The following is a 23,627-nucleotide window of genomic DNA, read 5'->3' as shown; positions in this document are numbered from 1 at the left end:
CGGGCGTCGGGACGATCCAGCGGCCCGAACTCGATTCGTGGAGGTGGACCGTGACAGGCAGGGTAAGGGTCAGGTCATTCGTCGTCGGAGCGCTGGCTCTCCAGCTCGGGGTGGCCCTGGTGGTCGGATCCCCACTCGCGGCCCCGGCGGTGGCCTCGGCCGGCACCGGCCCGGAGGCGTCTCCGGCGCTGCTCACGACGACCCCGACGGGTAGGACGCTGGCGACCACGGCCGCCGCCCGGGCTGCGGCGACCGGGCAACGGACCGAGATCACCGAGCTGACCACCGCGACCCGCCGGATCTTCGCGAATCCGGACGGCAGCTACACGCTGGAACAGCACACGGTACCGGTCCGGGCGGGTGTCGACGAGCCGGCGCAGACCGTGAACCTCGGTCGCAGCGCCTGGGCGATGGTCGACAGGTACTTCCCCGACCAGGCGTACTGGCTGGGCGGCGGCGAGACCTCCGCGAAGGTCGGTCACGTGGACACGGCCGGTGTGTCGCACACGGCCCGCAGCTTCTTCCAGTTCGACGTCACCGCGCTGGCCGGCAAGCAGATCCTCGATGCCCGGTTCGACACCTTCGAGTCGTGGTCGTACTCCTGCACGGCGCGCGAGGTCCAGCTCTGGGCGACCGGGCCGATCGGTCCGACGACCACCTGGCGCAACCAGCCCGCGCTCGACCAGTTGCTGGACGCGCGCAGCGCCGCGGCAGGGTTCGGCGCGGCCTGTCCGGGCAAGTGGCTGAGCTTCGACGTGGACGCCGCCGTCGCCAGGTCGGCCGAGCTCGGCAACGCGACCACGACTCTGATGCTACGGGCCGGTAACGAGGAGGACCCGGTGGCGTGGAAGAGGTTCGTCCCGGACAACGTCGCGCTGGTCGTCACCTTCACCGGCTGACCCGACCGTCACCGGCTGACCGGACCGCCACCGGCTGAGGGGAGCTCGGGGACGTCGGTCGGGGCCGGGCCGCTCTCCGTGGGCCCGGCCCCGCTCAGCAGTGCCCGGATCGGGCCGGCCTCGGCCGCCCCGACCTGGGTACAGACTTCCAGCGCGGCCCGCCAGTGCCGCTCTGCCGCGGGGTCGTCCCGCTCGGCCCGGCACAGCAGCCCGTACACGTACCGGGCCCGCGCCTCCGTGAGCCGGGTTCCGGCCGTACGGGCGACCCGCAGGGCCCGGTCCAGCTCGGTCGCCGCCCGGTGCCGGTCGCCCAACTCCAGGTGACCGTGTGCCAGTTCGACCAGCGCCCGTCCCTCGATGCTGCGCTCCCCGACCTGCGACATCGCGCGCAGCGCCTGTTCGGCGTGGTCCACCGCGCGGCCCGGGTCGCCGACGATCCGGTACGCGGCGGCGAGCGCGGTGAGAATGGAGATCTCCCCGTACCGGAAGTCGATCTCCCGGGCCCGTCGCAGGGCCTCCTGGTACGCCTCGACGACTCCCTCGGTCCGCCCGCCGCGCAGCAGGGCCGTCGCGATGATCTCCGCGCCGCCCACCTCGTGCCGCTGCTCGCCGCTCTCCCGTCCCAGCCGCACCGCCAGCTCGGCGTGGCCGATCGCCCGGTCGTAGTCGCCGGTGTCGCAGAGCGTCTCGGCCAGGCAGATCAGGCTGTTCGTCTCCAGGTAGCGGTTGCCGAGCCGGCGGGCCAGCCGGAGACACTCGCGGTACAGCGCGACAGCCACCGAGAGTTCGCCCTGGTGCCAGGCCGCGTTCCCCAGTGCCCCGATGACGCGGACCAGCACCGACTGGTTACCGGTACGGTGCGCCAGTTCGAGCGCCCTGAGGTGCCACCGCATCGCCAGGTCCACCCGACCCGCCGAGAGCCGGGCCGTACCGATGTAGTTGGTGTTCAGCGCCTCCGCGTCGAGGTTCCCGGTCCGCCGGGCCAGCTCCAGCGCCTCCCGGTGGTAGCGGGCGCTCTGCCCGGCCGAGCCGAGCTGCGCGCTCACCCGCCCGAGGTTGTGCAGGCACCTCGCCTGCGTCTCCAGGTCACCGGTGTGCCGGCTGATCTGGAGCGCCTCCTCGTGGTGGCGCCACGCCGTCCGGTAGTCGCCCCGCACGAAGTGGATCAGCCCCATCAGGTCGAGCACCGTCGCCTCGGCACCCGGATCGGCCTCGTCCCGGGCCGCGGCCAGCGCCGCCTCGCACACCGCGAGCCCCTCGACCGCGTCGGCGCGACCCCAGAAGTAGCCCCGCAGGTTGTCGGCAAGCTGCCAGGCGTACCGGCCGAGGCCGCGCTCGCGGGCCCGCAGGGCCGCCGCGACCAGACCGGGCCGCTCGGCGTCCAGCCAGTCCAGCGCCGCCGCCTCGCCGGCCGGTGCGAGCGGGGCGCTGCCGGCGACCGGTTCGGGCAGCGGCAACCGGGTCACGTCGGGGTAGAGCAGGTCGGCGGCGGCCCGCGCGGTATGCAGGAGGAAGTCCCAGAGCCGCAGCTCGGCGGGCCGGGCGTCCGCGTCCTCGCCGGACCGCGCGGCGGCGTAGTCGCGCAGCAGGTCGTGGAACTGGAACCGGCCGGTGGCGCTGGGGAAGACGAGGTTCGCGGCCGTCAACGCGTCGAGGTGCTGCTCCGCCTCGGCGAGTGGGCACGCCATCAACGCCGCCGCCGCGCCGGCCGCGAAGTCGGGCCCCGGCACCAGGCCCAGCAGCCGGAACAGCCGGGCCGTCGTGGGGTCCAGCCGGTCGTACGAGAGGTCGAACGCGGCCCGTACGGCCGCCTGGTCGTCGCCGCGCACCTCCAGTTGCGCCAGCCGGCCGCGCACCCGCAGCGCCCGGACGTAGTCCGCGATGCGCTGGTGCGGGTTGGCCTGCAGGTTCGCGGCGGCGATGCGCAGCGCCAGCGGGAGCCGGCCGCACTGCGCCGCCAGCTCCTCGACCGCGGCCGGCTCGGCGTCGACCCGCTCGGTACCGAGCACCGCGGCGAGCACGGCGTGTGACTCGCCGCCGTCCAGCGGGGCGAGGGAGAACTGCCGCGCCCCGTCGATCGCGACCAGCCCGCGCAGGTCGTTGCGGCTCGTCACCAGGGTGGCGCAGCCGGGCTGGCCGGGCAGCAGCGGCCGGACCTGGCGCGGCTCGGCCGCGTTGTCGAGGACCACCAGCACCCGCCGCTGCGCCAGCAGGCTCCGGTAGAGGCTGACCTGTTCGTCCTGATCGGCCGGGATCTGGTTGGCCGGCACGCCGAGCGCGCGCAGGAAGCGGGCGAGCACCACCGTGGGAGCCAACGGCGAGGCGGCGGAGTACCCCTGGAGGTTGGCGTAGAGCTGGCCGTCCGGGTAGCTGCCCCGGACCCGGTGCGCCACGTGCACCGCGAGCGCGGTCTTTCCGACGCCCGGCGGCCCCGAGAGGACGACCACCGGCATCGTGGCGGCGTCGCCGCCGGCGGGGGCGAGTTCGCCGGTCAGCTCCGCGATCCGGGCCGTGCGCCCGATCAGCCGCCGCAGGTCCGGCGGCAGGTGGGACGGGGTGACCGGCCGGGTCACGGCGATCCCGGCGCCGGGCCCGGCGGGCTCCTTGCCGCCGTGGCCGCCCTCCGGCCCGTGGCTGTCTCCGCGAGCGTCGGGTCCGTCGTTGCCGCCAACGTGCGGCCCGTCGCCGCTTCCGCGAGCGTGCGGACCGTGGTTGTCCCCGTCGTCCGGCCCGCCGTCGGCGCACCCTCGGCCGCGCTCCTCCCCGTCCGAATCCGGCCGGCCGGACCCCGGCCGGCCGGACCCCGGCCGGCCGGACCCCGGTCGGCCGGAACCCTGCCGGTCGGAACCCTGCCGGTCGGAGCCTCGTCGGCTGGAGCCCTGCGGGCCGGGGCCCGGTCGGCCGACGCGCTCGCCGGGGCCCTGCTCCTGCCGACCGCGGTGATCCGGGTCGGGGTGATCCTGGGCGCGGTGCTCCTGCCGATCGCGGTGCTCGGCGGTGGTCACCTCATCCCCGGAGAGGATCGCGTGGTGCAGGCGTTGGATCTCCTCGCCCGGCTCGATCCCCAGCTCGTCGCGGAACAGCCGGTACACGTCGCGGTAGGCCGCCAGGGCCTCGGCCGGCCGGCCGAGGCCCGCCAGCGACCGCATCAACAGCAGCCAGAACCGCTCCCGGGTCGGATGTTCCCGGGTCAGCTCGGTCAACTCGCCCACCAGGTCGGCGTGCCGATTCAGCCGGAGGTCAACCGCCAGGCGCCGCTCGGTGGCCTGGAGGCGCTCCTCCGTCAGCCGCGGCACCACCGACCGTTGTAGCGACGCGGACGGGATGTCCAGCAACGCCGGCCCGCGCCAGAGCGCGAGGGCCTTGCCGAGCAGCGCCGACTCGCCGACCAGATCACCGGTACCGGCCGCCCGCCGGGCCCGTCCGAGCAGGTCGTGGAAGGCGGCCACGTCGAGCCGGTCGGGCTCGATCTCCAGCAGGTAGCCGTTCGGCCGGGTCTGGACGAGCTGGAAGTTGTCGGCGCTGTCCCCGAGCGCGCGGCGCAGCCGCATCGCGTACACGTGGGTGGTGCTGCGGGCCGACGGGGTCGGCTCCTCGCCCCAGAGACGCTCGATGATCCGTTCGAACGGGACGGTCCGGTTCGCCTCGAGCAGCAGCGTCGCCAGCAGGATGCGAAGCTTGCGGCGAGCCAGCGGCACCTCGGTCTCGCCCCGGAAGACCTCAAGGTTACCGAGCAGGCCGAACCGCAGCCCCGATGGCACCTGTTCACCCAACGACCCGACCCCGGTCCTTCCCCGCGCCTCCGACCGGTCTCCATCGGGAGCGGGTGGCCCGCCCTGGCCGGAAAGACTACGGAAAGGGTAAGTGTGGGGTGCGACAGGGAAAATGCCGCCGTCGGCGCCCGTGGGGGCCGTTATCGGCGCGCCGCCCGTGCGTTCGGCGCGGTCGTCACGGTCGCCCGGTACGGTCGCCGCGCCACAGCGTCAGGGCGACCCACGCACATCCGATCCCGACCAGTACGCCGTGCGTGATCCTGGCCGCGGGCGGCAGGTAGAACTGGGGCAGGAACAGCGCGAAGCCGAGCGCGAAGGCGATGCCGCTGTGCCGCGGCAGGATCCCCGAGCGCCAGATCGCGACGGCGGCCAGGACCGCCGCGATCCCGAGGGCGACCAGGCCGATGCCGAAGGTGGTGACCTGTACCGCCCCGAATCGGATCGCGTCGACCAGGTCGAGCAGATCGAGCGGGGCTCCGCCGGCGGTCCGGGACGCGACGGCGTGCAGCCCGAAGTCCTCGGCGCCGTAGTAGGGGAGGGTGAGTCCGGCACCGAGCCAGGCGGTCACGGTGGCGGCGAGGGCGAGCGGCTCGGCCCGGGTCTGGCCGACCGCGGCGCGCAGGGCGAGCAGGCCCAGCGGCAGCAGCACGAAGCCGATCATGGCGAAGAGGTGCGAGGCGACCCACGCGCCGGAACTCATGGCCGCCGTGGCGCCGGCCGTGGTGGTCTCGTCCGTCCAGGGGCGCACGGCCGGGTAGAGGAGGAAGAGTACGGCGGCAGCGGCGAGCGCGAGGGCGCCGGCGCGAATCCGGCCGCGGGTGTGTGAGGGGGACATGCGTGACTCCTGACGGGAACGTTGCGGGGAAGGGCTCTGCGGGTGGTCATCCGCGTGGCAGGCTCGCGATGAACATCTCGATCAGCTGCTGGTACGTCTCGTCCAGGTCCTCGGGGAGACCGAAGCCGCCGTTCGCCTCCAGCGACACGAAGCCGTGCGCGACGGCACGGAGCCGGCGGGTGGCGTGGATTGCGGCGGAGTCGGCGAGCCCGTACCCGCGCAGCACCGCCAGGAAGGTGTTGAGCAGGCCGGTCCCGGCGGCGGCCAGGGCCGGGTCGTGTAGCGGGTCGAGGGGTGCCGCCGCGTACCGGGCCGGGTGGGCCAGGACGTACTCCCGGAGGGCACGCATGAGCGCGGCGACCGCGCTGTCCCCGCTGGTACCGAGCACGGCCGCGGTGACCACGGCGGTCATCTCCTCCAGCACCCGGATGCCGAGCAGCTTCCGCAGCTCGGTGAGGCTGCCGACGTGCTTGTACAGGGAGGGCGTGGCGACGCCGGCGCGGCTGGCGACCGCCGCGAGGGTCAGGCCGTCCAGCCCCTGTTCGTCGATGACGGCGATCGCCGTGTCGACGACGAGCGCGGTGGTGAGTCCGGCCCTAGGCATGGTGGCCGCCGGTACTGGCCGATCGGGTGGAGCTAATGAACATAGCGCTTAGGCTAATGCTAGTAGCTTTCCTGCGTCAACCCGGCGTGTCCTGGTCCCCGCCGCCCGAGATCGGCGGCGGGGACCAGGGCGGTGCGTGTCGGCTCAGCGGGACGGGCGGAGGAAGGCCGGGGGCGCGTAGCGGACGAAGGCGGGGGTCATCGCCCTGTCCTCCAGGGTCACCAGGTCCAGCACCCGCTGGTAGGGCTCGTCGTGTCCGCCGGCCGCCGCGTTCAGCCGGTCCGGCGCCAGCTCCGGCCAGCGGCCGGTGTCGACGCGAGCGAACAGGGCACGCAACGCGGTGATCTCCTCCGCCGCGCTGAAGGCGCAGTGCCCGCCGCGCTCGACGTACAGCTGCCGGAGCCGGTCCGGGTCGCCGGCGCGGCGGACCTGCGCGGCGTACCACCGCTCCTGGTCGGCCACCGCGCCGCCGTCCTTGGTGTTGTGCAGCGAGAGCACCGGCGCGGGCGTCCGGCCGACCGGCACCCCGTAGCGGTACATGTAGGCGGCGGCCCGCGGGTCCGCGGCGATCCGGGGTGCCTTCGCCAGCCGGGCCAGGTCCGCGTCCAGGTCGAGTCCGGCGTCCCGGTACGCCTGGCGCACCCGGTCGCGCTGGGCGGAGCGGGCCAGTTGTCGGCCGTAGTCGATCCCGACGTTCCAGGAGGGGTTGCCGCCGGCCCGTGGTTCGAGGTCGGCCCGACCCGTCGGGCCCATCCCCCAGGCGTACGCCCATTCGAGCCAGCTCGCCTGCTGCCGCCCCCAGTCGGCGGGGTCGGTGGGCTCGGGCTCGTGCACGTTGTACCAGCCCGGAATGTTGCCCAGCGCGCCGATCAGGGCGAGCCGGGCGGGACCGCCCTTATCGGTGGCGGCCCGCTGCACCGCCCGTTGCAGTTCCGCCGCGCTGGCCTGCGGATCCCGGGCCCGCACGAGGTCGATCTCGGCGTCGGGGGCGAGCAGCACCTTGATGGCGAAGGTGATGTCCAGCGCCATGTTGAAGGTGCCGTTCGGGTCGTACTCGCCGCAGAGCGTCGCCACCCCGTCGAACCGCCGGGGATGACGCTCGGCGAGCAGAACCGAGATGGTGGCGCCGAGCGACTGCCCGGCGGCGATCGTACGGCGGGGCCGCCCCACGTTGGCCTCGAACCAGTCCAGCAACGCGATTTGGTCACGCAGGGCGTGTTCGACCAGGTAGCCCGTCGTGCCCTCGAAGTTAGAGGCGGCGAGCGCGTAACCGTGGTCGAGCAGCCAGTTCGCGGTCTCGGCGCGGTTGGCCAGCGCGATCTGTTCCGGTACGTAACCCACGTAGTAGCCGTGGCTGAACAGCACCAGCGTGCCGTTCCACCGGTCGGGGACCTCGACGCGGTAGTCGGCCCCGCCGATGGTGCCGGTGTAGCTGCGCCGGGTCGCCGCCGGGCCGGAGCGGTCCACCGCGCCGGGACCGTTCGGCGCGCCGGCGTTCGCTGCCGCTGCGGTCGGGCCGGTGCCGGTCGAGCCCGTGGCCACGGCGGCGGACGCGGCGGTGAGCGCGCCGGCGACTAGCGGAACGAGGACGGCGCGCAGCAGTCCTCGCCTCGTTCTCGGGGTCATCGTCGGTGTCCTCTGCTGATCGGAAGCGGGTGGGTGGGTGTACCCCCGGTCCGTGACGGGCGGGGCGCCCGCCACGGACCAGCCGGGTCGGCCGATTCAGGAGCCGATTCAGGAGCCGGTTCAGGAGCCGGTTCAGGAGAAGAGCGGCTTGCCCGTCTCCAGCAGCGTCTTCAGGCCACTGAGGACCTCGTTCCAGCCGCCGCCGGCGCCCTCGATCGCGCCGGAGACCTGCGCGGCGGTGTTGGGCGCGTCGGTCACGTCGTGGGTCACGGTGAGCGTGCTGACGCCGGCCTGTCCCTCCCTGATGTCCCAGGTGATTCGGGTGGCCAGCTCGCCGAGCCAGGTCGCGCGCCAGGTCTGGACCAGCCTGCGGGGCGGGTCGACCTCGACCACCTCGCCGTCGACCATCACATCGTCGCCCTCGCCGGCGAGCCCGCGCGACTCGTACCGGCCGCCGGGGCGCAGCTCGTAGGAGGCGCGCGAGCCGTAGAAGTACTTCTCCGTCCACTCGGGCTTGGTGATCGCCTCCCAGATCGCCTCCGGCGTTGCCTTGATGTACACCCGGTAAACCTGCGTGGTGGTCTCCGGCGTCGCGCTGCTCGTCATCGCTGCTGCTCCAAATCGGTCCGAGGGTGCGGAACGGGTGGGGAGGCCGACCGGTTGTCCATCGACGGCCACGACGCAAAGTTATGTGACTGATTGGTCACGTGTCAAGCATGATGCCGCGCCCCGTATGCGCGGAGGTGGCGGGAGTCAGAACGCGGCCCTGATGTGCTCGACCCGGGCCGCGCCGCTGGGCGGTACGAAGACCTCGACGACGTCGAAGCGGACCTCCCGTGGCCGCGTCTCGTGCAGCTCCAGCCACCGTGCCGCGAGCCGCCGCAGTCGCCGGGCCTTGCTCCGGCCCACCGCCTCGGCGGGCGCGCCGAAAGTCGTGCCCCGACGCGTCTTGACCTCGCAGAACGCCAGGATCTCGCCGTCCCGGGCGACGATGTCGATCTCGCCGAGATCGCTGCGCCAGTTGCGGGCCACCACGGTCATGCCGGCGTCGACGAGATGCCGTACGGCGCACCGCTCGCCGTACGCCCCGACCGCCTGTCTCGCCCTCGTCATGACCCAGACGATGGACCGGTCCGGCGCTCCCGGCCAGCCCGCTCCGCCGATCCTGTGGACGGCGGGCTCCCCTGTGGACGACCGGACAATCATGGTCTCGATCTGCTAAGGCGCGGGCCCCGACCTGCTGTGGCGCGAGCCCCGGATCTGGCTACGGCCCGCCCGCCGGCCCGAAAGGACCCGGACGCACCGATCCGCGACGGGACCCGGATTCGCGACGAGTCCCCGCACCGATCGGCGACAGGACTCGGACGGCGACCGGCGACGGAAAGGCGGCGGCCGGCCGGGGTAGCACCCCGACCGGCCGCCGCTCGGTCTCCGCGTCCGGCCGTCGATGGCCGGACGTTTCAGCTCATCCGCCCAGGCTCGCCGCGGCCGAGGCGATCGCCGAGGCGAAGTAGCTCACCTGCGTGTACACGCCCGGGTAGTTCGGGCGGGCGCAGCCGTTGCCCCAGCTGACGATGCCGACCTGGATCCAGGCGTTGTTGGCGTCCCGGCGGAACATCGGGCCACCCGAGTCGCCCTGGCAGGTGTCGGTACCGCCGGCGGCGTAGCCGGCGCAGATCTCCTCGGCGACGATGACGTCCCCACCGTACGAGGCGTCGCAGCTCGCGTCGCTCACGAACGGCACGGTGGCCTTCAGCAGGTACCGCTGCTGCGGACCGCCCTCACGCGCCGCGCCCCAGCCGGCGACCGTGAAGGTCCCGCTGTCGTACGCCGTGGTGGTCGCGATCTTGAGGGTGCTCAGGCTGGTGACGGGGGTGGCCAGCCGGATCAGCGCCCAGTCCTTGCCGTTGCCGTTGTAGCCCGGCGCGCGGTAGACGTAGTTCGAGCGGACCGTGATCCGGCTCGACGACTGCAGGTCGACCGTGCCGAGGGTGGCGGTGATGCTGGTGTTCGTGCCGGTCGAGCCCACGCAGTGCGCCGCGGTGAGCACCAACTGCGGGCTGTACAGCGCGCCGCCGCAGCCCATCGAGAGTCGGACCATGAAGGGGAACTCGCCCTCCGCGGCGCGCGTCCCGCCGACGACGTACGGGGTCACGTCGCCCTCTGCGGCCGACGCCGGTGCCGCAATGGTGAAGCTGCCGACGGTCACCGCGGTCAACGCGGCGGCCGCCAGGCCGGTGAGCATGCGCCAGCGAATCATGGGTCCTCCCCAACTGTGGATTGGCACGCCTCGTGGGCGTGCTCGAATCGCGTTGCCGGCAGCGTAAGGAGTTGAATCGACCGGTGACAATTGATCGTTGCCATCCCGATCCGGTCATATCAATGGGATGCCTCTGCCGGACGCTCGCCGGGCCGCCCTGGCGGACGCGCTCCGGGCGGCCCCTGGCGGACGCGCGCCGCGCCCTCCCGAACCGGGTACCGCGCCCTCCCGAACCGGGTACCGCGCCGTCCCGAATCCCTCGTCGCACCGCCCCGAATCCGGTCCCGCGCCGCCCCGAACCCCTTCGGCGCGCCGCCCCGGACCGGGCGTCGGGCATCCCGGGGATTCCGGTCAGGAAGGCGGCGTTCGGCCCGAACCGGAAAAGTGATCTCCAAAACGGCGTCCGACCAGGGCGGATGCGGACCGGGACGGTCGGGTCGCATACCGTTCGCGGCGATGGACGCGCAACGCAACTACCCCGAGGAGCAGGAGTCGCGCTGGTACACCGGCGAGCGTGACTACACCGAGCCCGACTGGCGGTCGGCCGACCCCGACCAGCGGTACGTGGCTCCGGACCAGCGGTACGCCGAACCCGGCCAGCGGCGCCACGCGGCGGCCGACCAGCGGTACCCGGAGCCGGGTGAGCGCTACAACGAGCCGGTCCAGCACTACGGCGAGCCGGGTCAGCGCTACAACGAGCGCGCCGGGCTGCCCGGCGAGCCGGACCGGTACGCGGATGCGGGGCGACATGCCGGCGTGGACCCGCGGGAGGCCGGACCGGACCAGCGGTACGCCCCACAGAGCCCGCTCGGATCGGCCGAACCCGCGGCGCGCGACGACGAGCGCTTTCCCGCGACCGGGTACGGCGAGGCGGCTCCCGCCGTCCCGTCCGGCCTCCGCGTGGTGCCCGACGTGCTCCCCGACCCCGTACCGGTAGCGCCCGGGTCGTCCGGTTTCGGCGCGTCGTCGGCGGGCGGGACCCACTCGGGCGGTCCGTCCGGTTTCGAGGCCGTCGCCGTACCGTTGCCCGACCCGCGAGCGACCACCGACGGCGGGCCCGGTGCCGTGGGGTCCGGTGCCGGCGGGCCCGGTTCCGGCGCGGCGGACGGCGCCGACTTCGGCGCGGCGGGGGAGGCCAGCGGCAGACCCGGCGCGCTCGGCGGCTATCCGCTGGTCGAGGGCGGCCGGCGGGCGGGCGCCGAGACCGGCCGGCCGGGGGAGGCCGACCCGGGGCGCCCGGGCGAGCCGACCCGGGCGCTGGAGGCGCCGACGGGCGCGCTCCCGCCGCTCGCGTCGCGTACCGGGGCGGTGGCCGACCCCGCCGGTGCGGAGCCGTACCGCCAACCCGGGCCGCTCGGCCCGGACGCGGCACCCGGTACCGGGCCCGGCTCCAGCGTGCCCGGCTCGCCCGCCGGGGCGTACCCGGGCTCCCAGGGTGGGCTCGGCGACGGTGTCTACCGGACCCGCCGCCCGGCCGTGGCGGTACTGCTCACCGTGCTCACGGTGGTCTTCGAGCCGGTGGCGCTCCGGCTGTTGATCGGCGGACTCGTGCAGGATCCGCCCGTGCCGGGCGGGGTGGTCGCGGGCATGTTCCTCACGCTGGGCCTGCCGATTTTCGCGATCGGCCTGCACGGGCTCACCACCGGCGGAGGCTCGCTCTCCGAGCCGAACCGGATCTGGCTGCGCCCGCCGACCGCGTACCTCACCGTCGGTCTGGTCCTCTTCCTCGCGGCGGGCCTGGCTGCGGGCTGAGGATCCACACCGGGTCCTGGCGGCGGGCGAGGGGCCGCACCGGTCCTGGCGGCGGACTGAGGAACTGCGCCGGGCCTGGCCGGGGGCTGAGTCGCCGCAGCGGCGACCCGTCCGGGCCCGGAACGCCCGCCCGTCGCGTTCCGCGCAACTGCCGGGAAATTGGCCTTTCCGGGAGTTCGAGGCCACTATGTCTCGGCAATTGGGCGGTCGGTCACCTGGCAATCGTGCGGTCCGTCGCCCGGGAGCCGGGCGGTCGGTCACCTGGCAATCGTGCGGTCCGTCGCCCGGGAGGCAGGCGGTCCGTCATCCGGCATTTGGGCGGTCCGTCGCCCGGCGAATCCGCGGTCTGTTCCCCGAGTCGCTGGGCGAGGCCGCCCCGACGACCGCCCGCGGCTCGGATCCCAGGTCGAGCCCGCTGATCATGGCGGGGTGGCCGGCGCCCGGGGTTTGTGCGCTGGTGATCCGGGCTGGGGCGTACACTTAACGACTGGCGACCGCGTCACGCGGTCGACCTCGCGTGCCCTCTTCACGGTTCGTGAAGCGTTGGCCCCCTGGTCTCGATCTTGATTGAGCCCACACCGCCGGCGACCAGGCACCAGGACGCCCGACCCGCCGGTCGGGCGTGACAACCAGGGACTTGGAACGGAGTACCTCACCATGGCCGTCGTGACCATGCGCCAGCTGCTTGAGAGCGGTGTCCACTTCGGGCACCAGACCCGGCGCTGGAACCCGAAGATGAAGCGCTTCATCTTCACCGAGCGTAACGGCATTTACATCATCGACCTGCGCCAGACCCTCGACTACATCGAGAAGGCCTACGAGTTCGTGCGCGGGACCGTCGCCGAGGGCGGCACGATCCTCTTCGTCGGGACCAAGAAGCAGGCCCAGGAGGCCATCGCCGAGCAGGCGACGCGGGTCGGTCAGCCCTACGTCAACCACCGCTGGCTCGGTGGCATGCTGACGAACTTCCAGACGGTCTACAAGCGGCTGCAGCGGATGAAGGAGCTGGAGGCGCTGGGCGACCTCTCCGGCACCGCGCAGGGTTACACCAAGAAGGAGACCCTGCAGCTCTCGCGGGAGAAGGAGAAGCTCAGCCGCACGCTGGGCGGTCTGCGCGACATGCAGAAGGTGCCCGCCGCGATCTGGGTGGTGGACACCAAGAAGGAGCACATCGCCGTCGACGAGGCCCGCAAGCTGGGCATTCCGGTGATCGCGGTGCTCGACACGAACTGCGACCCCGACGAGGTCGACTTCCCGATCCCGGGCAACGACGACGCGATCCGCTCGGCCGAGCTGCTGACCAAGGTCATCGCGGCGGCGGTCGGCGACGGTCTGATCGCCCGTTCCGGCAAGCAGCGCGGCACCGACGAGAAGCCGGAGCCGGGCGTCGTCGCCGCGGACGAGCCGCTCGCCGAGTGGGAGCGCGACCTGATCGAGGACACCGAGAAGAAGGCCGAGGAGCCCGCGACGGCCGCTGCCGAGTGATCTCACCGTCGGGTCCGCCGGTCGCCACCGCGACCGGCGGACCCGATCCGGGTACGAGGCACGACGGGGCTTTTCCGGGGTAACCCGCAAGACCATTCGACCAGCTGGGTCACACACCGAAGAGAGAGTCATGTCCAACTTCACCGCCGCGGACGTCAAGAAGCTCCGGGACCTCACCGGCGCCGGCATGATGGACTGCAAGAAGGCGCTCACCGAGTCCGAGGGCGACTTCGACAAGGCCGTCGAGATCCTGCGCATCAAGGGCGCCAAGGACGTCGGCAAGCGGGCCGGACGCACCGCTGCGAACGGCCTGGTCGCCCACTCCGGCAAGGCGCTGCTCGAACTCAACTGCGAGACCGACTTCGTCGCCAAGACCAACGACTTCATCGCGCTGGCCCAGCAGCTCGTCGAGCACGGCGAGCAGGCCGGCGTCAGCAACGCCGAGGAGCTGCTCGCCTCGACCCTGCCCGACGGGCGTACCGTCGCGGACCTGGTCCAGGAGCAGTCCGCCAAGATCGGTGAGAAGCTGGTGCTCAACCGCTTCGCCGTGCTGGACGGCACGATCGCGGTCTACCTGCACCGCAAGGCCCAGGACCTGCCCCCGGCGGTGGGCGTGATGGTGCAGTACACCGGCAAGTCCGACGAGGCGGCCGACGCCGACGCGCGCGGCGTGGCCATGCAGGTCGCCGCGATGCGGCCGAAGTTCCTCACCCGCGAGGAGGTGCCGGCCGAGACCGTCGAGGCGGAGCGCCGGATCGCCGAGGAGACCGCCCGCGAGGAGGGCAAGCCCGAGGCCGCTCTGCCCAAGATCGTCGAGGGTCGGGTGAACGCCTTCTTCAAGGACTTCGTCCTCCTGGAGCAGGCGTCGGTCACCGACAACAAGAAGTCGGTCAAGCAGATCATCGACGAGGCCGGCATCAACGTGACGCGGTTCGTCCGGTTCGAGGTGGGCCAGGCCTGAACAGACTCCTGAGCGGGTCCGGGAGATTCGTCCCCCGGACCGCCGGGGAAGCACGAAAGGAGGAGGCCGCCGGTGTACGCGACAGGCACCGCGGCCTCCTCGTCACATATGGTCAACAACGGCGGGGGGTCGGCGGCGGCGGTGAGCCGGCGGCGGCGGTTTCGGCGATACGGCGCAGCGGGCATGCCCGCGAGTGAGAGGCGGGTTGCATGACGCAGCTTGTGAGTGACCGGACCCTGGCGGAGCACGATCCCACCGCGCCGCCGCCCGGGCGGGCGCGCCGGGTGGTGCTCAAGCTCTCGGGGGAGGTCTTCGGCGGCGGGGCGATCGGCGTCGACCCGGACGTGGTGCAGGCGATCGCGCGGCAGATCGCGACCGTGGTCCGCCGCGGCATCCAGGTCTCCGTGGTGGTCGGCGGCGGCAACTTCTTCCGCGGCGCCGAGCTGCAGAAGCGGGGCATGGACCGGGCCCGCGCCGACTACATGGGCATGCTCGGCACGGTCATGAACTGCCTCGCGCTGCAGGACTTCCTGGAGAAGGAGGGCATCGAGACGCGGGTGCAGAGCGCGATCACGATGGCCCAGGTCGCCGAGCCGTACATCCCGCTGCGCGCCATCCGGCACCTGGAGAAGGGGCGTGTGGTGATCTTCGGTGCCGGTGCCGGCATGCCGTACTTCTCCACGGACACGGTCGCCGCCCAGCGGGCGCTGGAGATTCGCGCCGACGTGGTGCTCATGAGCAAGAACGGGGTGGACGGGGTCTACACCGCCGACCCGCGCACCGACCCGAGCGCGAGCAAGCTCGACTCGATCACCTTCGCCGAGGCGCTACGGCGTGGCCTGCGGGTCGCCGACGCCGCCGCCTTCAGCCTGTGCATGGAGAATGGTTTGCCGATGCTGGTCTTCGGCGCCGAGGGGGACGACACGATCATCCGCGCCGTCGGCGGCGAGCGGATCGGAACGTTGATCACGGCGTGAGCCGAGCGTGAACTCCAATTCGACAGGAACGCACAGAAGGAGGCGACGGACCAGGTGATCGACGACACGCTCCTCGAGGCCGAGGAGAAGATGGATCGTGCGATCGAGCACGCCAAGGAGGAGTTCGGGGCGATCCGGACCGGCCGGGCCACCCCGGCGATGTTCTCCAAGGTCATGATCGACTACTACGGCACGCCCACCCCGCTGACCCAGATGGCCTCGGTCGGTGTGCCGGAACCCCGGATGGCGATCATCAAGCCGTACGACGCCTCGCAGCTCCAGGCGATGGAGAAGGCCATCCGCGACTCGGACCTCGGCGTGAACCCCAACAACGAGGGCAACCAGCTGCGGATCGTGCTGCCGCAGATGACCGAGGACCGCCGCCGGGACATGATCAAGGTTGCCCGCGGCAAGGGCGAGGAGGGCAAGGTGGCGATCCGTAACGTCCGCCGCCGCGCCAAGGAGGAGCTCGACCGCATCGTCAAGGACGGCGAGGCCGGCGAGGACGAGGTACGCCGCGCCGAGAAGGAGCTCGACGACCTCACCCACCGGTACGTGACGCACATCGACGAGCTGGTCAAGCACAAGGAGACCGAGCTGCTCGAGGTGTAGCGGCGGTGGCGGTGGCGGCGGACCGTGACGCCCGTACGCCACGGACCGCTGGGCCACGAGAACGCCCCGCCCCGGTCGGACCCGAGGGACGGGGCGTTCTCTCGTAACCGCCGGCGGCGGAGGTCACCGGCGGGGGCGCGCGGCGAGTGGGCGATGCCGGCTCGGCCGCCTTCCCCGGATACTCCTTGCAGTAGGCTCGTCAGGATTCCTCCCCGGTTGCCGGAGGGGGACGGGTCTCGCTCCCACGCGAGCACCGGATGGACGTGAACGATTCGCGTGTAGGGGTTGATTTCTGGTGGTGCGGCAACGGGCGACCCTGGAGAAAGTTGGCCTGTCAGCGGGCCGGTTCGAGGTCTGATGGCATACCTCGACCCCTACGCCGGCGGCACCGAGCCCCGCGCCCGCACGCGTCCCGAGGACCGGCGCGGCCGGAGCCGCTCCGACGACCACCGCGGCCGGTACCGCGACGACGCGCCGGACTGGGCCGCTCCGGAGGAACCCTCGGGCTGGGAACGCGACGAGCCAGGCTGGCCCGCGACCGACTCGCGCGGCTACGAGGCCGCGCCCGCGACCGATCCGCGCGGTTACCAGTCCGCGCCCGCGACCGATCCGCGCGGCTACGAGGCCGCACCGGGGGTGGACTCGCGCGGCTACGCGGCCGGGCCACAGGCCGATCCGCGCGGCTACGAGCCGGCCGGGGCGCCACCGGCGGGCCGCCGGGCCGGTGCCGGCGACGACGCCCGCCCGCGCGCCCGCCCGGCGGCGGCGGGGCCGGACGCCTTCACCGACCGACCGGTCCGCCAGTCGGCATCGCGGCATCCGCGCGGCGCCGGCGCGCCACCCGCCGGACCCGGCTACGCCGACCCGGCCGCGCCCCCGCGTGGCGGTCCAGCCCACGCCGACCCGGCCGGTTACGACCCGAGCGGTTACGACCCGAGCGGTTACGACCCGGCCGGCTACGACCCGGCCGGCTACGACCCGAGCGGTTACGACCCGAGCGGTTACCCGCCGGGCGGTCACGACCGCGCGGGCCACGACCGGGGCGCCTACCGCCCCGAGCCGGGCGGCTACGACGGTCCCGCACGCGACGGCCACGACCCGGCGTATCCGGACGGTCCGCACCGTGGACCGGGCGAGCCGTACCAGGGCCCGGGTGACCCGGGCGCTCCAGCCGGCAGGTACGGCGAGCCCGAGGGCCCGCACCACCGGCCCGAACCGGGATACCGCGAACCGGAGAACCGCGGCCCGGGGCACGGCGGCCCGGCCGGTCGCCGGCGCGGCCAGGGCGGACCGTACGACGGCGCGGACGAGCGCCCGGACCACCCGCGCGAGGCGTACGACGGCCCACACCGGCCCGGTGACGAGCCGGCGCGCCCCCCGATCGACGACGTCACGGTGGCCGACGCCGTGGCCGCGCCGACCGATCCGGTCGGCTGGCCGCTGGTCGACGCGCCACCGCCCCGGCGCCCCGCCGAAGCCGAGGACGACCCGGAGCCGCCGTCCCGGCACGGACCCGGCCGGCGCCGGGCGACCCGCGACCGTCCGCCCACCCAGCCCGCCTCGACCGGTCGGGCCGGCCGCAACCTGCCGGCGGCGATCGGCGTCGGGCTCGGGCTCGGCGCGCTGGTGGTCGTACCCCTGTTCCTGCTGCGTCCCGTCTTCCTCGCCGTGATCGCGGTCGCGGTCGGAGTGGGGATCTGGGAGATGGTCCGGGCGGTGCGGCGCAGCGAGGCGCGCCCGCCGCTGGTACCGCTGGTGGCCGGCGGCCTGATCATGGTGGGCCTGGCCTGGTTCGCCGGCCCGGACGCGCTCAGCCTCGGGCTGCTGGTCACCGTGCTCGCCGCGATGGTCTGGCGACTCGGCGACGGGCCGGCCAACTTCCAGCGCGACGTCACGGCCATCGCCCTGATCGCGGTCTACGTACCGTTCCTCGGCGGCTTTGCCGCGCTGCTGGCGGTACCGCCGGACGGCGACCTGCGGGTGCTCGTGACGCTCGCCGCGGTGGTGCTCTCGGACACCGGCGGGTACGCCGCCGGGGTCGCCTTCGGCAAACATCCGATGGCGCCGTCGGTGAGCCCGAAGAAGTCCTGGGAGGGGCTGGGCGGCTCGGTGCTGGCGGCCGGGCTCGGCAGCGCGCTGCTGCTCTGGCTGCTGCTCGACGTGGCGCCCTGGCGGGGCGCGGTCTTCGGGCTCGCGGTCTCCGCCGCGGCCGTCCTCGGTGACCTGGGCGAATCCATGATCAAGCGAGACCTGGGCGTCAAGGACATGAGCAATCTGCTGCCCGGGCACGGAGGGCTGATGGATCGGCTCGACTCGGTGCTCTTCGCGGTACCGACGGCCTACCTGCTGCTGGCGATCTTCGCGCCGGCGAGCTGAGCCGGTGGCCGAGGAGGTTCCGCGCCGGCGTCGTCGCCCACGGGCCCCTCGGTCCCGTGCGTACCGGCGACGACGTGGGAGACTGGATGAGCCATGACAAGTCTGCCCGTGATTCCCATCAGTCCGAAGGCCCCCGCCGGAGACGCCCCGTCGCGCCGCGCGTCCATGCCGCCCCGCCACCTCGCCGACCTCGACCTCGCCGGTCGGGCGGCGCTCGCGACCGAGCTGGGCGAGCCCGCGTTCCGGGCGAAGCAGCTCTCCACCCACTACTTCGGGCGGCTGGTGCGGGATCCCGAGCGGATGACCGACCTGCCCGCCGCCACCCGCGGCCGGCTGGCCGAGGCGATGCTGCCGACCCTGCTCACCCCGGTACGGGAGCAGTCCTGCGACGACGGCGCCACCCGCAAAGCGCTCTGGCGGCTGCACGACGGCTCCCTGGTCGAGAGCGTGTTGATGGGCTACCCGGACCGGGTCACCGTCTGCATCTCCAGCCAGGCCGGGTGCGGCATGGCCTGCCCGTTCTGCGCGACCGGCCAGGCCGGCCTCACCCGCAATCTCTCCACCGCGGAGATCCTGGACCAGGCGGTCTACCTCGCGGGCGTGGCCGCCTCCGGCGCGGTCGCGGGCTCGCCGGCGCGACTGTCCCACGTAGTCTTCATGGGCATGGGGGAGCCGCTGGCCAACTACTCGCGGGTGGTCGCCGCGGTACGCCGGCTCTGCGCTCCGGCGCCGGAGGGTCTCGGGCTCTCCCAGCGGCACATCACCGTCTCCACGGTCGGGCTGGTACCGGCGATCCGGCGGCTGGCCGGGGAAGACCTGTCGGTAACCCTTGCGCTGTCGTTGCACGCGCCCGATGATGATCTGCGCGATGAACTCGTGCCGGTCAACCAGCGCTGGAAGGTAGCCGAGGTGCTGGACGCGGCCTGGGACTACGCCGATCGCACCGGTCGTCGGGTGTCGATCGAATACGCAATGATCAAAGACGTGAACGACCAGCCCTGGCGAGCCGACCTGCTGGGTCGCTTGCTGGCCGGCCGGCTGGCCCATGTGAATCTTATTCCGCTCAATCCGACCCCGGGTAGCCGTTGGGACGCGAGCCCCAAGCCGGTCGAGCGGGAATTCGTCCGGCGGCTGCGCGAGGCGGGCGTGTCGACCACGGTCCGGGACACCCGGGGCCGCGAGATCGACGGTGCGTGCGGGCAGCTCGCCGCTGCGGAGGTGGCGATGTGAGCGAGCCGGGTGGGCGGCGTGACGAGCGAACAAACCAGGAGACATAGTGGCGACTCAGGGTCAGCGTTTCCGGCGTAAGCCGCTGCGCCGGGGCTACAAGGTAGACGAGGTCGACGACTTCCTGGACCGGGTCGAGGCCACCCTCGCCGGCGAGCCGATCGGCGCGCCCGTCGCCTCGCAGCAGGTCCACGACGTCGTCTTCCGGGTTCGGTTCAACGGCTACGACGAGTGGCAGGTCGACCTGCATCTGGACCGGGTCGAGCGGCAGCTCGCCGAGATGGAGGAGCGGGGCGGCGTGGCGCGCGGCGCCGAGGCCCGGACCCCGGCGCGGGCCGGCCAGCCCGAGCGGCTGCCGGACCGGCTCGGCAGCGCCCCGGACCGGATGGGCCCGCCGGATCGCATGGGTGCCCCCGACCGCATGGGCGCCCCAGACCGGATGGGCCCGCCCGACCGGATGGGCCCGCCGGATCGCATGGGCGCCCCGGATCGGATGGGTCCGCCCGATCGGATGGGCGCGCCGGACCGGATGGGTCCGCCGGCCCGGGACGACCGCGGCATGCCCGCGCTCCCGTCACGACCCATGCCGGCCCAGGCCGGACCGCCCTCGGACCCCTACGGCAACCGGTACGACGAGCCCACCGGCACCTTCGGTGGTGGCTTCGACGGCGGCCGCGGCGGTTTCGACCGCCCGCGCGGGCCGCTCCCGCCGGCCGGTGGGCCGGTGGGAGCCCGGGGCCCGGCCGGGGGCGGAGCGGGCTTCGGCCCGCCGGACCGTTTCGGCCCGGAGGACCGGTTCAACGGATTCGAGCCCGGTCGCCACGGCAAGGCGGACATGACCGCTGAGATCCACCTGCCCGACCGTGACCAGCGCGGGCCGGGTCGGGGAACCGGCCTGCCACCGGTGCCGCCGCTCCCACCGCCCGCGATGGGCCAACCGCCGGCCGGCAACCCGCCGATGGGACCGCCCGCCGGCCTCGGCGCGCCGCCGGTCTCCGGTCCACCGCCGATGGGGCAGCCGCCGATGAGCCCTCCGTCGATGAGTGCCCCGCCGATGGGGCAGCCACCGATGGGCCCCCCGCCGATGGGCCCGCCCGGAATGGGCGCGCCGCCCTCCGGGCCGCCGATGAGCCCCGAGATGCAGCGGATCGACCAGATCCGCCGTACGTTCCAGGTGCGCCGGTTCGGCAGCGGCTACGACCCGGTACAGGTGGACCGCCTCTTCGACGGCATCCTCGCGAGCATGGGTGGCCGCGGCCCGATGCCGGTCAACCCGGCGTCGCTCGACACCATGGGCTTCGGACTGGTTCCCGGCGGCTACTTCGAGGCCGAGGTCGACGCGGCCCTCAAGGAGGTCCAGGACATCATCATGCGGCGGCGCTGACCCGCCGTCGGCCACCAGAGAAGGGCCCGCCCAGGATCTCCTGGGCGGGCCCTTCTCGCGGGTCGTTCCGGGCGGTTCCGGCGGGCCGGAGCCCGCTCAGGAGCGCAGGCCGTTACGGCGCAGGATCGAGTCGCCGACGACGACGACGATCAGACCCACGGCGATGCCGATGAGCCAGATCTTCTCCATCCCGGTGACCTCGTTGTTGTTGAAGATCATGGCGATCAGCGCGAGCGCGCTGAGGACCGCGCCGATCCGGCCCGCCTTGCGATGTCCCGGCTTGCGCTGGTCCGGCGACGTTACCGGCTCGCTTCCTGCCACTTTCGGTCCTTCCTCGCGATCGGATCTGCGGTTAGTTTGGCACGCCGCCGGCCGGGGCGACGCGGGGCCTCGGCCGCCGCGGGACGCCGCCGCTGGTCGGGGGCCGGCGCCCCGCGCCGAGATCACGTCGCGGCCCGGACCCACGCCCGCGCCCGCGCCGAGATCACATCGCGGTACGGGGTCGCGCGCCCCGCGCCGCGATCACATCGCGGCCACCAGCCCGTGCTCGGGGCGGCGATGACGGCGTCGCGGGTTGGGCGGCATACCCGGTCCGGTAGCGTTTTTCGGGTACGGCTCGAAGTCTGCTCTTGGGAGTGTGTGCGGTGAGGGTGACCGGTACGGGACACGCGAGTATGCGGATCGACACGACGGCCGGCAGCATCCTGTGCGACCCGTGGGTCAATCCAGCCTACTTCGCCTCATGGTTCCCATTCCCGGACAATTCACTACTCGACTGGGAGAGCCTGGGGCAGGTCGACTACCTCTACGTCTCCCACCTGCACCGGGACCACTTCGACGCGGCCCACCTCAAGCGGTACGTGAGCAAGAAGGCGACCGTGCTGCTGCCGGAGTACCCGACGTCCGAGCTGGAGGACGAGCTGCGGGAGCTGGGCTTCACCAGCTTCCTGCGTACCAGGAGCAACGAGGTGGTCGAGCTCGACGGCGGCCTCAAGGTCATGATCCAGGCGCTGACCAGCCCGACCGACGGTCCGATCGGCGACTCGTCCCTCTGGGTGGAGCACGAGGGCGTACGGCTACTCAACCAGAACGACGCCCGCCCGGCCGACCTGAGCGTCTTCGCCGAGCTGGGGCACGTGCACGCGCACCTGCTGCAGTTCTCCGGCGCGATCTGGTATCCGATGGTCTACGAGCTGCCGAACGCCGCGAAGATCGCCTTCGGCAAGCAGAAGCGCGAGCGGCAGTTCGACCGTACCTGGCGGTACATCGACGACCTCAAGGCGTCGTACGTTTTCCCGATCGCCGGGCCGCCCTGCTTCCTCGACGACGAGCTGTGGCAGTTCAACGACATCCACGGCGACGAGGGGAACATCTTCCCCGACCAGTCGGTCTTCATGGCCGAGTACGCCAAGGTCGGCGGCGAGAACGGGGTGGTGCTGCTCCCGGGCAGCGTCGCCGAGATCACCACGGAGAGCTGCGAGACCACCCACCCGGTGCCCGACGTGGCCGAGTTCTTCGCGAACAAGAAGGCGCACCTGGAGGAGATGCGGGAACGCAAGCGGCCGATCATCGAGGCCGAGAAGGCGTCCTGGCGGCACCCGGAGGTCGACGTCCTCAAGGAGATGAAGCGGCGGATCGAACCGCTGCTCGACGAGTCGGTCTACCTGGCCAAGGGCGTCGGCGGACCGGTCCGGTTCGACCTGGTCGGCTACGACGGCGAGTCGGTCGAGTCGATCGTGGTGGACTTCCCGGGCAAGCAGGTACGGCCGTACGCCGACGAGAAGGTCCGCTACCGGTTCCGTACCGAGCGGGCGCTGGTCGAGCAGCTGCTGCACAGCGGCGAGGTCGACTGGGTCAACTCGCTCTTCCTCTCCTGCCGCTTCTCGGCGGCGCGGATCGGCCAGTACAACGAGTTCGTCTACGCCTTCTTCAAGTGCCTCTCCGAGGAGCGGCTGCAGTACGCCGAGGGCTGGTACGCGGAGCAGAAGCCGGACGCCGAGGACATCAAGCTGGGCGACTGGATCGTGCAGCGCCGCTGCCCGCACCTCAAGGCCGACCTGACCCGGTTCGGCGTGATCGAGGGCGAGCAGCTCACCTGCCAGCTGCACGGCTGGCGCTTCGACCTGCCGAGCGGGCGGTGCCTTACCAGCGTCGGACACGAGATCCGGGCGCGCCGCGCCGGTACGCCGGCACCGGCCACCACGGAGTGAGCCTCGGGCCCGCCCTCCGGGGCGGGCCTACCCGGCCTCCTCGGCGAGCCCGCCCGGCCTCCTCGGCGGGGACGCTCGGCCTCCCGGTCGGCCCGCCCGGCCTGCTCAGCGGGGTCGGCCGAGGGTGGGGTCCACCGCCACCTGGGGCAGGCCCGGGATCGGCGCGGTGGCCGTACGCAGCAGGAAGGCGTCGCCCTCCTGCTCGTCCATGGTCGCGAGCAGCCGGTTGCCGTCGGGCAGGACCACCGTCCAGAGGAACGGCAGCGGCTCGGTGTCGCCGTAGAGCACGTACGCGTCGAAGTGCGCCGCGAACCGCTCGGCGTACCGCCGACGGCCGACCCGGTCGACGAGCCGCCCCTCGATGCCGACCTGGACGCTGACCGCGAAGTGGCCGCGTACCTCCTCGTAGCTGCAGAACGCGGCGAAGACGTGGTCGGAGGGGACGCCGCGCAGCTCCTCGAAGAGCCGGTCGGCGTGGCCGACGAAGAGTTCCCGTTCCTCGATGTCGAAGCAGTCCAGCAGGAACGGACGCAGGTCGTCCTCCTTCAGGCCACGGGAGGCGAGCAGGTCGTAGCCGGTGGCCGGGGTTGCCGTCACGAGGTCACCGTACCGGCAGCGGTCGAGACCAGACCAACTGTGGCTGTGC

Annotated in this window: 18 protein-coding genes and 1 pseudogene; 10 read left to right on the top strand and 9 right to left on the bottom strand. The window is 73.0% G+C overall.

What is annotated here, in order from left to right; all coding sequences use genetic code 11:
- The first annotated feature begins 50 nt into the window (after positions 1–50).
- Positions 51–899 carry a DNRLRE domain-containing protein gene (locus AB0J86_RS35830; RefSeq protein ID WP_363862280.1) on the top strand — a complete coding sequence of 283 codons (849 nt, stop codon included), beginning with the start codon at positions 51–53 and terminating at the stop codon, positions 897–899.
- An 8-nt stretch (positions 900–907) separates the two neighbouring features.
- Here the strand turns inward: AB0J86_RS35830 and AB0J86_RS35825 are convergent, their stop codons facing one another.
- The 7 genes from AB0J86_RS35825 to AB0J86_RS35795 form a co-directional block, all read right to left on the bottom strand.
- The gene (locus AB0J86_RS35825; RefSeq protein ID WP_363862277.1) at positions 908–4,660 is read right to left on the bottom strand and encodes a BTAD domain-containing putative transcriptional regulator; all 3,753 of its coding nucleotides are present in this window, start codon (positions 4,658–4,660) and stop codon (positions 908–910) included.
- A 187-nt stretch (positions 4,661–4,847) separates the two neighbouring features.
- Complete coding sequence (locus AB0J86_RS35820; RefSeq protein ID WP_363862274.1) at positions 4,848–5,507, bottom strand: hypothetical protein; 660 nt, start codon at positions 5,505–5,507, stop codon at positions 4,848–4,850.
- A gap of 46 nt (positions 5,508–5,553) precedes the next feature.
- The gene (locus AB0J86_RS35815) at positions 5,554–6,111 is read right to left on the bottom strand and encodes a TetR/AcrR family transcriptional regulator (protein WP_363862271.1); all 558 of its coding nucleotides are present in this window, start codon (positions 6,109–6,111) and stop codon (positions 5,554–5,556) included.
- Positions 6,112–6,255: 144 nt separating this feature from the next.
- On the bottom strand, positions 6,256–7,737 hold the full coding sequence (locus tag AB0J86_RS35810; protein ID WP_363862268.1) for an alpha/beta hydrolase-fold protein: 1,482 nt from the start codon (positions 7,735–7,737) through the stop codon (positions 6,256–6,258).
- Between the two features lie 132 nt (positions 7,738–7,869).
- Positions 7,870–8,343: an SRPBCC family protein gene (locus AB0J86_RS35805; protein WP_363862265.1), complete on the bottom strand. Its 474-nt coding sequence runs from the start codon at positions 8,341–8,343 to the stop codon at positions 7,870–7,872.
- A 147-nt stretch (positions 8,344–8,490) separates the two neighbouring features.
- Positions 8,491–8,850 carry a YraN family protein gene (locus tag AB0J86_RS35800; protein WP_363862262.1) on the bottom strand — a complete coding sequence of 120 codons (360 nt, stop codon included), beginning with the start codon at positions 8,848–8,850 and terminating at the stop codon, positions 8,491–8,493.
- A gap of 352 nt (positions 8,851–9,202) precedes the next feature.
- Complete coding sequence (locus AB0J86_RS35795; RefSeq protein WP_363862259.1) at positions 9,203–9,997, bottom strand: serine protease; 795 nt, start codon at positions 9,995–9,997, stop codon at positions 9,203–9,205.
- Between the two features lie 456 nt (positions 9,998–10,453).
- On the opposite strand from AB0J86_RS35795, the gene AB0J86_RS35790 reads away from it, so the two are divergent.
- The 8 genes and pseudogenes from AB0J86_RS35790 to AB0J86_RS35755 all read left to right on the top strand — a co-directional run bounded on the left by AB0J86_RS35790 (position 10,454) and on the right by AB0J86_RS35755 (position 20,771).
- Positions 10,454–11,749, top strand: a complete 1,296-nt coding sequence (locus AB0J86_RS35790) for a hypothetical protein (protein ID WP_363862256.1) — start codon at positions 10,454–10,456, stop codon at positions 11,747–11,749.
- 657 nt (positions 11,750–12,406) lie between these two features.
- Complete coding sequence (rpsB, locus tag AB0J86_RS35785; RefSeq protein WP_363862253.1) at positions 12,407–13,234, top strand: 30S ribosomal protein S2; 828 nt, start codon at positions 12,407–12,409, stop codon at positions 13,232–13,234.
- A 130-nt stretch (positions 13,235–13,364) separates the two neighbouring features.
- Positions 13,365–14,195 (top strand): translation elongation factor Ts, encoded by an 831-nt coding sequence (gene tsf, locus AB0J86_RS35780; protein WP_363862250.1) that lies wholly within the window; start codon positions 13,365–13,367, stop codon positions 14,193–14,195.
- Positions 14,196–14,404: 209 nt separating this feature from the next.
- The gene (gene pyrH / locus AB0J86_RS35775) at positions 14,405–15,172 is read left to right on the top strand and encodes a UMP kinase (RefSeq protein WP_363862247.1); all 768 of its coding nucleotides are present in this window, start codon (positions 14,405–14,407) and stop codon (positions 15,170–15,172) included.
- A gap of 54 nt (positions 15,173–15,226) precedes the next feature.
- Positions 15,227–15,784 carry a ribosome recycling factor gene (gene frr / locus AB0J86_RS35770; RefSeq protein ID WP_363862244.1) on the top strand — a complete coding sequence of 186 codons (558 nt, stop codon included), beginning with the start codon at positions 15,227–15,229 and terminating at the stop codon, positions 15,782–15,784.
- A 1,287-nt stretch (positions 15,785–17,071) separates the two neighbouring features.
- A pseudogene (locus tag AB0J86_RS35765) lies at positions 17,072–18,160 on the top strand (phosphatidate cytidylyltransferase); the annotation flags it as partial.
- Between the two features lie 93 nt (positions 18,161–18,253).
- Entirely contained in the window at positions 18,254–19,390 is a 1,137-nt protein-coding gene (gene rlmN / locus AB0J86_RS35760) for a 23S rRNA (adenine(2503)-C(2))-methyltransferase RlmN (protein ID WP_363862241.1), read from the top strand.
- Between the two features lie 46 nt (positions 19,391–19,436).
- Positions 19,437–20,771, top strand: a complete 1,335-nt coding sequence (locus tag AB0J86_RS35755) for a DivIVA domain-containing protein (RefSeq protein ID WP_363862238.1) — start codon at positions 19,437–19,439, stop codon at positions 20,769–20,771.
- Positions 20,772–20,867: 96 nt separating this feature from the next.
- Here AB0J86_RS35755 and AB0J86_RS35750 read toward each other — a convergent pair whose 3' ends face one another.
- Positions 20,868–21,092: a DUF2631 domain-containing protein gene (locus AB0J86_RS35750; protein WP_363862236.1), complete on the bottom strand. Its 225-nt coding sequence runs from the start codon at positions 21,090–21,092 to the stop codon at positions 20,868–20,870.
- Between the two features lie 323 nt (positions 21,093–21,415).
- On the opposite strand from AB0J86_RS35750, the gene AB0J86_RS35745 reads away from it, so the two are divergent.
- Positions 21,416–22,981: a Rieske 2Fe-2S domain-containing protein gene (locus tag AB0J86_RS35745; protein ID WP_363862233.1), complete on the top strand. Its 1,566-nt coding sequence runs from the start codon at positions 21,416–21,418 to the stop codon at positions 22,979–22,981.
- A 105-nt stretch (positions 22,982–23,086) separates the two neighbouring features.
- Here the strand turns inward: AB0J86_RS35745 and AB0J86_RS35740 are convergent, their stop codons facing one another.
- A complete protein-coding gene (locus tag AB0J86_RS35740; RefSeq protein WP_363862230.1) occupies positions 23,087–23,578 on the bottom strand; it encodes a hypothetical protein in 492 nt (163 codons plus the stop codon).
- Between the last annotated feature and the right edge of the window lie 49 nt (positions 23,579–23,627).

The organism is Micromonospora sp. NPDC049559, from assembly GCF_040676675.1.
Lineage (GTDB): Bacteria > Actinomycetota > Actinomycetes > Mycobacteriales > Micromonosporaceae > JBFAPK01.
The sequence above is the reverse complement of the archived record's forward strand: the minus strand, read 5'-3'. Positions and strand labels throughout refer to the sequence as shown.